Origin of the sequence: Micromonospora sp. NPDC005172 (assembly GCF_040608555.1) — a bacterium.
Taxonomy (GTDB): domain Bacteria; phylum Actinomycetota; class Actinomycetes; order Mycobacteriales; family Micromonosporaceae; genus Micromonospora.
This window is the reverse complement of the sequence record NZ_JBEXIL010000006.1, coordinates 175,822-183,865: the sequence shown is the minus strand read 5'-3', so window position 1 is coordinate 183,865 and position 8,044 is coordinate 175,822. Positions and strand designations below refer to the sequence as shown.

Sequence of the window (8,044 nt, the reverse complement as noted above, 5' to 3'; positions counted from 1 at the left end):
GCTATTCCTAACTCACGGGGTGGGCCGGTCTCTTGACGTGCCCGCGCGGGGGGCCGGGGGCGCTTCTATATTTATTTTGTTGCCAGCCGTATCGGCGTGTCGAGGCAACAACTTCATGATCGACGGAAGGTCCACCGCAGAGGGGGTCAGATCAGGCGGAGCTGGCGGTCCTTGGGGCGGCGGGGTTCGGTCTCGCCGAACCGCTCGAACAGGCCCGGGTCGACAGCGGTGAGGAACGGCGAGGGTGTGCAGTCGCGCTCCTTGCCGTGGCGGCTCCGGCGGGCGGCGTGACTGACGTACAGGCGGTCCTGGGCCCGGGTCAGGCCGACGAAGAAGAGTCGGCGCTCCTCGGCGACGGCGTCCTCGTCGGGCGTCGAACCGGGCCAGCGCAGCGGCAGCAGCCCGTCCTCGACGCCGACCAGGAACACCACCGGGAATTCGAGGCCCTTCGCGGCGTGCAGCGTCAGCAGGGTGACCGCCTCCGCACGCGGGTCGAGCGCGTCCACCTCGGCGCCGGTGCCCAACTGCGACAGGAACGCCTCCACGTCGTCGCCGCAGCGCTGCGCCAGCGGGGTCAGCAGGTCCACCGCGGAGCGGACGTCCTCGGGACGGACGGCGCCACCCGTGCCGTCCAGGGTGGGCACCGCGAACCGCTCGGCGACCACCTGGCCGGCCAGCCGTACCCGGGCCGCCAGCGACCCGGCCAACCCGTCGGCGTGCCGCAGCTCGCGAGCGATCACCGCCACCCCCGGCCGGTCCCGCAGCCGGTCGTGCGAGCGCTTCTGCACGGGGATGTTGGCCCGGGTCAGGGCGTCCACGATCGGGGCGGCCTGCGCGTCGGTGCGGTACAGCACGGCGATGTCGGAGAACGACAGCGTCGTGGACCGGCCGTCGATCCGACCCGAGTCGAGGGATCGGTGGGACAGCCCGCCGACCAGTTCGTCGACCGTCCGGACCACGAAGTCGGCTTCGTCGGCCACGGACGACGCCGGGTACCGGCCGACCAGCGGTGCCTCCGGGTCGAGCCGTGCCGGATCCAGTCGCCGACCCTGGACCAGCGACGACGGCGCGATGGCCTGCACGGCGGCCGCCAGAATCGGCGCCGACGAGCGGTAGTTGCGGTTGAGCCGGACGAGACGGGCGTCCGTGAAGTCCTGTGAGAAGCGCAGGAAGTAGCCGACGTCGGCACCCCGGAAGGAGTAGATCGCCTGATCCGGGTCACCGATGGCGCAGAGGTTGCCGTCGGCGGGGCTGAGTAGCCGCAGCAGCTCGTACTGCACCGCGTCGACGTCCTGGTACTCGTCGACGAAGATCCACCGCCAGCGGTCCCGGTACCGCTCGACCAGCTTCCGGTCGGTTCGCAACAGCTCCACCGGGACGCTCACCAGCTCGTCCAGGTCGACCAGGTCCTGCTTGCGCAGCAGCGCCGTGTAGCCGGCGAGATCGTCGCCGGCCTCCGACCTCGCCGCCGCCCGCTCGGCGTCGTCGGCGATCCGGAAACCGGCCGGAAGGCCCGCCGCGTCGGCGTTCTCCCGCAGGATGGTCAGCCCCAACGCGTGGAACGTGCCCACGGTGACGTCCTCGGCGACCGGGCCGAGCAGCCCGTCGAGGCGGTGCTGTAACTCCTCGGCCGCGCGGCGGGTGAACGTGATCGCGAGGCAGTGCTCGGGAAAGACGTTCAGCTCCGCGCAGAGGTACGCGATCCGGTGGGTCAACGTCCGGGTCTTGCCGGTGCCCGGGCCGGCCACGATGAGCAGCGGTCCGCCGGGAGCGGACGCCGCCACCCGCTGCATGGCGTCCAGCCGGTCCAGCAGGCCGGTGCCGACCTCCTCCATGCCGGAGAGCATCGGCTCGAACGGTTCGTGCGGTGACGGCGGCGGCGCGATCGGTGGCGCGGGAGGCGGGGCCGGCTTGCGCTTCGGCTCCGCCTTGGCCGCCGCCGGGCGCTTGGCCGTCGCGCGAGCCGCCGGCTCCGTCGGCCGTCGTTGCGCCGGCACGGGTACGTCGAACAGCGTCTCCTGTGCCGTGCCCGCACCCAACTCCGCAGGATCGAACAGCGTGATCACCCCGTATTCGCCGTCGTACCCCGGAACCCGGCGTACGTCGCCCTGCCGTAGCCGCCCGATGCCCTCGGCGAGCAGTTCACCGCCGGTCTGCGCGATGTCGGACAACGGCGTCGTCGTCAGGATCTCCAACTCGGGGCCGAGTGCGGCGAGCAGCTCGTTGAGTCGCCCCTCGACCTTCTTCGACCGGGCGCCCACCTTGTTGATCTCGCCAAGGATCTCGGCGAGCGGCACCAGGTGGGTGACGTCCCGGGCGTGTGCCGGCCGGTGCCCTTCGGCTCGGTCGGCCAGCTCCTCGATGCGGCTGAGGACACCCACGGTGAGCGGCTTGCCGCACTCCGGGCAGAGCCCTCCAGCGGCCCTCGTCCGTTCCGGCGACCAGGTGACTCCGCACAGTCGGTGCCCGTCCGCGTGGTACTTGCCCTCTTCCGGAAAGAACTCGATGGTTCCGGCAAGGCCGCCGCCGGTGCGCAGGGCCTCGCGGATGGCGAAGTAGTTCCGCTCGGCGGTCAGCACGGTCGCCTCCCGGCCGAGAGCCGGCGGCGAGTGCGCGTCCGAGTTGGAGACGAGTTGGTAGCCGTCCAGACTGCCGACCCGCCAGTTCATCGCCGGGTCGGACGAGAGGCCGGTCTCCACGGCGAAGATGTGGTCGGCCAGGTCCGCGTAGCAGTCGGCGATCGCGTCGAAGCCGGACTTCGAGCCCAGTGCGGAGAACCACGGCGTCCAGATGTGCGCCGGCACGAGGTAACCGTCCGGACTGGCTTCCAGGGTGATCTCCAACAGGTCCCGCGAGTCCAGACCGAGGATCGGCCGGCCGTCGGAGCCCAGGTTGCCGATCCGGCCGAGAGCGGTGTTGAAGCGGGCCACCGCCTCCAGGTCGGGCAGGTAGATCAGGTGGTGCACCTTGCGGGTGCGGTCGTCCCGCTTGTAGATCGTGGAGATCTCCACGCTCAGCATGAACCGGATCGCGTCCGCGTCGGTCGTGCCGGCGAGTCGTGGCGGCAGCCGGCGGGCGATGTCGCGCTCCGCCTCCGGGTCGAGCCGGTAGAGCCCCGGCTCGGCCGGCCGCAGCGTCTCGACCAGGTGGTCGTACCAGGCGGGGTGGGTGAAATCGCCGGTGCCGAGCAGCGCGATGCCCTTGCGCCGCGCCCACCAACCCAGGGTCGGCAGGGTCAGGTCGCGGCTGCACGCGCGCGAGTACTTCGAGTGGATGTGCAGGTCCGCGACGAAGGGAGGGAGGCCACCGGGGGGTACGGCGCTGAACGGAGGCACGCCGCATCCTGTCACGCCCGCCACGCGGCCCGCCTTCCGCCACGCGCGGACGTGACGTCCGCTATGCCGAGCGCAACTCCACGAGGCTGATCTGCGGCTCGGCCCCCACCCGCACGGGCGGACCCCAGAAACCGGCGCCGTTGGTCACGTAGACCTTGGTGCCGTCGACCTCACCGAGGCCGCTGACCACCGGCTGCTCAAGCTTGACGACCAGGTTGAACGGCACCACCTGGCCGCCGTGCGTGTGCCCGGAGAGTTGCAGGTCGACGCCGTAGCGGGCCGCCTGCTTCGCGGCGAGGGGTTGGTGCGCGAGCAGGACGACCGGACGGTTCGGGTCGCGGTCACCGAGGGCGGCCTCGAAGTCCGGTCCGGCGGCCAGGCCGGTGCCCTTGGGGTCCGCGTTCAGGTCGTTGACGCCGGCCAGGTCGAGCACACCGCCCCGGGCCTGGATCTCCTGCCGACGGTTCTGTAGCACCCGCAGGCCCAGCCGGTCCACCTCCTGGACCCACTCCTCGACCCCGGAGTAGTACTCGTGGTTACCGGTGACGAAGAAGTTGCCGTACCGGGAGCGCAGGTCCCGCAGCGGGGCGGCGGCCGGGCCCAACTCGGCGACCGAGCCGTCGACCAGATCGCCGACGACCGCGACCAGGTCCGCGTCGAGGCGGTTGATCGCGGCGACGATCCGTTCGGTGTGCGCCCGGCCCCGCAGGGGGCCCAGGTGGATGTCGGAGACGGTGGCGATACGCAGGCCGTCCATGCTGCGGGGAAGCTTCGCCAGGGGGATCTGCACCCGGTCGAGGTGGGGCGGACCGAGCGCCGTGCGGACGCCGTACCCCGTGATGCCGGTGGCGGTGAGACCGGCGAAGATGGCCGCCCCGCGGGCCAGCAGCAGGCGGCGGCCCGGGTCGTGGTCCGGTGCCGCTACCGCGCCGCTGACCGGCGGATCGGCGGGCCCGGCGGCTCCGACCAGCACCGGCTCGGGCGCGGCGGCGGTCGGCTCGGCGGCGGTCACCCGGCGGCGCAGCACCAGCCGCGCGACAAGCATCGGCACTTCCAGCACGACCAGCATGACCAGCAGGTAGAACATGACGGCGAGCCACAGGTAGCCCGGCCAGGCGAGCCAGTAGAAGCCGGCCTGCGTCCCGACGAGGGTGGCCGGTACGAGAACCGCCAGCACGAGGGCGGCGATCCCGCCGACCCGCCGCCAGCGACCCGGCGTGGTGGTGTCCCGGATCAGACGCTTCCACAGGTAGAGGTGGATCAGGCCGGTGACCAGCGCCAGGACGCCCATGAACCCCAGAACCGCCAACATGTGCGCCCCCCTCAGCCGCCCGCGAACGGCGGCAGGACATCGATCGTGGCCCCGCTCGGCAGGGGTGCCCGACGATCATGGCAGGTGACGCCGTCCACGAGGAAACTGGCCACGCGCAGTACGGCGGCGAGACGGTCGCCGTGCCGCTGGGCCAGCTCGGCGGTCAGGTCGTCGAGTGACCGGCCGGCGGGGGTGACCTCCTCGGACCGGCCGGCGGCGGCGCGCGCCCCCGCGAAGTAGCGGACGGTCAACGGCCTCGGCTCCACGGATCAGCCCCCGATCGCGGACATCGGCCGGGTCGGCTGGAGGAAGGTGGGATCGTCGATGCCGTGGCCGGCGCGTTTGCCCCACATCGCGGTGCGCCACCGCCGCGCCAACTCGTCGTCGGTGGTGCCGTTGCGCAGCGCCGCCCGCAGGTCGGACTCCTCGGTGGCGAACAGGCAGGCGCGGACCTGACCGTCGGCGGTCAGCCGGGTCCGGTCGCAGTCGCCGCAGAAGGGCCTGGTGACGCTGGCGATCACGCCGACCCGGGCCGGGCCGCCGTCGACCAACCAGGTCTCGGCCGGTGCCGCGCCGCGCTCGGCCGGATCAGGGCTGAGATCGAACTGGGTACGGAGACTCGCCAGGATCTCCTCCGCGGTGACCATCGTGCTCCGGTCCCAGCCGTGCTGCGCGTCCAGCGGCATCTGCTCGATGATCCGCAGGTGGTAACCGTGCTCGAGTGCGAAGCGGAGCAGAGCCGGCGCCTCGTCCTCGTTGACCCCGCGCATCAACACCGAGTTGATCTTCACGGGCTCAAGGCCTGCGGCCGCCGCCCCGGCGAGCCCGGCCAGCACCGCGTCGAGGCGGGGGCGGCGGGTGAGCTGGGTGAAGCGGGCCGCGTCCAGTGTGTCCAGCGAGACGTTCACCCGGTCCAGGCCGGCCGTCCGCAGCGCGGGTGCCAGCCGGTCCAGGCCGATGCCGTTCGTGGTGAGCGAGATCCGGGGACGGGGGTCGAGGGCGGCCACCGCGGCCACGATGCCGAGCAGGCCGGGTCGGATCAACGGCTCCCCGCCGGTGAAGCGCACCTCGGTCACGCCGAGCTGCTCGACGGCCACCCGGACCAGCCGGACGATCTCCTCGTCGGTGAGCAGGTCGGGGCCGGCCAACCAGGGCAGCCCCTCGGCCGGCATGCAGTACGTGCACCGCAGGTTGCACTTGTCGGTGAGCGACACGCGCAGGTCCCGTGCGACGCGGCCGTACCGGTCGACGAGGACGCCGTCGGCGCCTGGGGCGACACTCACCGGTCGACCGTAGCGCGCTCGACGCCGCTGAGGGCGGCTCGGGCGACCTGGACAACCGCATCGCGGTAGCCGGAACCGAACAGTGCGGTGTGCACGAGCAGCAGATGCAGCTGATGAAGAGGCACCCGATCGCGCCAGCCATCGGTCAACGGCCAGTCCTCCCGGTACGCGGCCAGCACCCGGTCGAGGTGCGCGACACCACCGAAGAGCGCGAGTTGGGCGAGGTCGGTCTCGCGGTGCCCGCCGTGCGCCGCCGGGTCGATGAGCCAGGCCCGATCGTCGAGGCCCCACAGCACGTTGCCCGGCCACAGGTCGCCGTGGATGCGAGCCGCCGGCTCGTCCCCGCCGAACTCACCGATCCGCCCGATCACCCGCTCGATCAGCGCGGCATCGCTGCTGGTCAACGCACCGCCGTCAACCGACAGGCGCAGATAGGGGCTGAGTCGGCGCCGCGCGAACCACGTCGACCAGGGACCGTCGTCGGGGGTGTTGTCCTGCCCGAGGGCGCCGATGAAGCCGGCCCACGGCGCCCCGAAGGTCGGCGCGCCGACCCGGTGCAGGGCGGCCAGCTCCCGACCGAAGCGTTCGGCGGCCTCCGGCGTCGGCTCGCCGGGCTCCACCCAGTCGAGCGCCAACAGGTCGGGCAACGCCACGATCACCTCGGGTACGCCGATCGCCTCGGCCTCCCGCAGCCACCGCAGCCCGGCGGCCTCGGCAGCGAAGAAGCCCTCGGGCGCCGGCCGGTCGGCCCTCTCCGGCCAGGACTTGGCGAAGACGGAGTGGCCGTCGTCCAGAGTGAGCCGGGCGGCGGCGCAGATGTTGCCACCGGCGACCGGCGTCTCCCGGAGCCGCTGATGGGTCCGGAACGTCGGCAGGTGTGCCGGGTTCGCGCGCAGGTACGCCAGGTCCATCAGCGCACGGTAGCCGCTGCCCATGACACTGCGGTGTCTTGTCGGCACACCGAATGACGCCCACCTGCATGAATACGTTCCGTAGCTGTGGACAGACCGCGTGTCATCCACAGGGTCTGGAAGGCTTCGCGGCTCGGACGCAGCCTTCCTGCATGACCTCGACCGACCGTGCGAAGCTCTCCGTCCGCTCGCCCGCCGACCTGATCGCCGCCGTGCCGTACCTGCTCGGCTTCCACCCCGCCGACAGCGTGGTCGCGGTGGCGCTGCGCGGCCGGCAGATCATCTTCGCCGCCCGCGCCGATCTGCCCGACCCCTCGGCGGACCTGGTCGACCGCGCCCGACACCTGGCCGGTGTGATCCACCGGCAGGGGGCGGAGGCCGCCACCGTGGTCGGCTACGGGCCACCCGAGAAGGTGACCCCGAGCGTGGACGCGGTGCGAGCCGCCCTGACGGCGGCCGGCCTGGAGGTGCTCGACGCGCTGCGGGTGACCGACGGCCGGTGGTGGTCCTACCTGTGTACCGAGGCGGACTGCTGCCCGCCCGAGGGTCGGCGCTACGACCCGCAGGCCAATCCGGTGACCGCGTCGGCCGTGTTCGCCGGCCAGGTCGCGCTCCCCGACCGGGCGGCCCTCGTGGCGCAGGTGTCGCCGGTCGACGGCCCGGCCCGCGAGGCCCTGCACGCGGCCACCGTCCGGGCCGAACGACGACTGGTCGAGCTGATCGGGCAGGCCCCCACCAGCGACCTCCTCGGCGGGCGGGCACTGCGTTCCGCCGGGGTGGCGGCCGTCCGCGAGGCGCAACGTCGACAGCGGCGTGGCGAACGGCTCGACGACGACGAGCTCGCCTGGCTCAGCCTGCTGCTCAGTCACCTGCCGGTGCGGGACCACGCCTGGGAACGCACCGACGGCCGCGACCGGGACATCGACCTCTGGACCGACGTGCTGCGCCGGGCCGAGCCGGAGTTGACCGCCGCACCGGGCGCGCTGCTGGCGTTCGCGGCCTGGCGGGCGGGGCAGGGGGCGTTGGCGGCGGTCGCGCTGGAACGGACGTTGAGCCTGCACCCCGACTACTCGCTGGCCCTGCTCCTGGACGACCTGCTCCGGCGCGGGGTGCCACCCTCCGAGCTGGACGGCTGGCCTGCGGTCGGTATGCCCGGCGTGGTCCGTCCCCGCAAGCGGCGCCGACGTGGCCGCCGCTGACCCG

General features: G+C 72.7%; 6 protein-coding genes. 1 reads left to right on the top strand and 5 read right to left on the bottom strand.

Annotated elements, in window-relative coordinates; all coding sequences use genetic code 11:
• Nucleotides 1–146: 146 nt before the first annotated feature.
• The 5 genes from ABZV06_RS06530 to ABZV06_RS06510 all read right to left on the bottom strand — a co-directional run bounded on the left by ABZV06_RS06530 (nucleotide 147) and on the right by ABZV06_RS06510 (nucleotide 6,841).
• Complete coding sequence (locus ABZV06_RS06530) at nucleotides 147–3,335, bottom strand: UvrD-helicase domain-containing protein (RefSeq protein ID WP_355619158.1); 3,189 nt, start codon at nucleotides 3,333–3,335, stop codon at nucleotides 147–149.
• 61 nt (nucleotides 3,336–3,396) lie between these two features.
• A complete protein-coding gene (locus ABZV06_RS06525) occupies nucleotides 3,397–4,647 on the bottom strand; it encodes a metallophosphoesterase (protein WP_355619155.1) in 1,251 nt (416 codons plus the stop codon).
• 11 nt (nucleotides 4,648–4,658) lie between these two features.
• Nucleotides 4,659–4,913 carry a MoaD/ThiS family protein gene (locus tag ABZV06_RS06520; protein WP_355240315.1) on the bottom strand — a complete coding sequence of 85 codons (255 nt, stop codon included), beginning with the start codon at nucleotides 4,911–4,913 and terminating at the stop codon, nucleotides 4,659–4,661.
• 3 nt (nucleotides 4,914–4,916) lie between these two features.
• Complete coding sequence (moaA, locus tag ABZV06_RS06515; protein ID WP_355240318.1) at nucleotides 4,917–5,930, bottom strand: GTP 3',8-cyclase MoaA; 1,014 nt, start codon at nucleotides 5,928–5,930, stop codon at nucleotides 4,917–4,919.
• The gene (locus ABZV06_RS06510; protein WP_355619152.1) at nucleotides 5,927–6,841 is read right to left on the bottom strand and encodes a fructosamine kinase family protein; all 915 of its coding nucleotides are present in this window, start codon (nucleotides 6,839–6,841) and stop codon (nucleotides 5,927–5,929) included. Before ABZV06_RS06510 ends, moaA begins: the two co-directional genes overlap by 4 nt.
• Nucleotides 6,842–6,993: 152 nt before the next feature.
• On the opposite strand from ABZV06_RS06510, the gene ABZV06_RS06505 reads away from it, so the two are divergent.
• On the top strand, nucleotides 6,994–8,040 hold the full coding sequence (locus tag ABZV06_RS06505) for a DUF4192 domain-containing protein (protein WP_355619149.1): 1,047 nt from the start codon (nucleotides 6,994–6,996) through the stop codon (nucleotides 8,038–8,040).
• The last annotated feature ends 4 nt before the right edge of the window (nucleotides 8,041–8,044 follow it).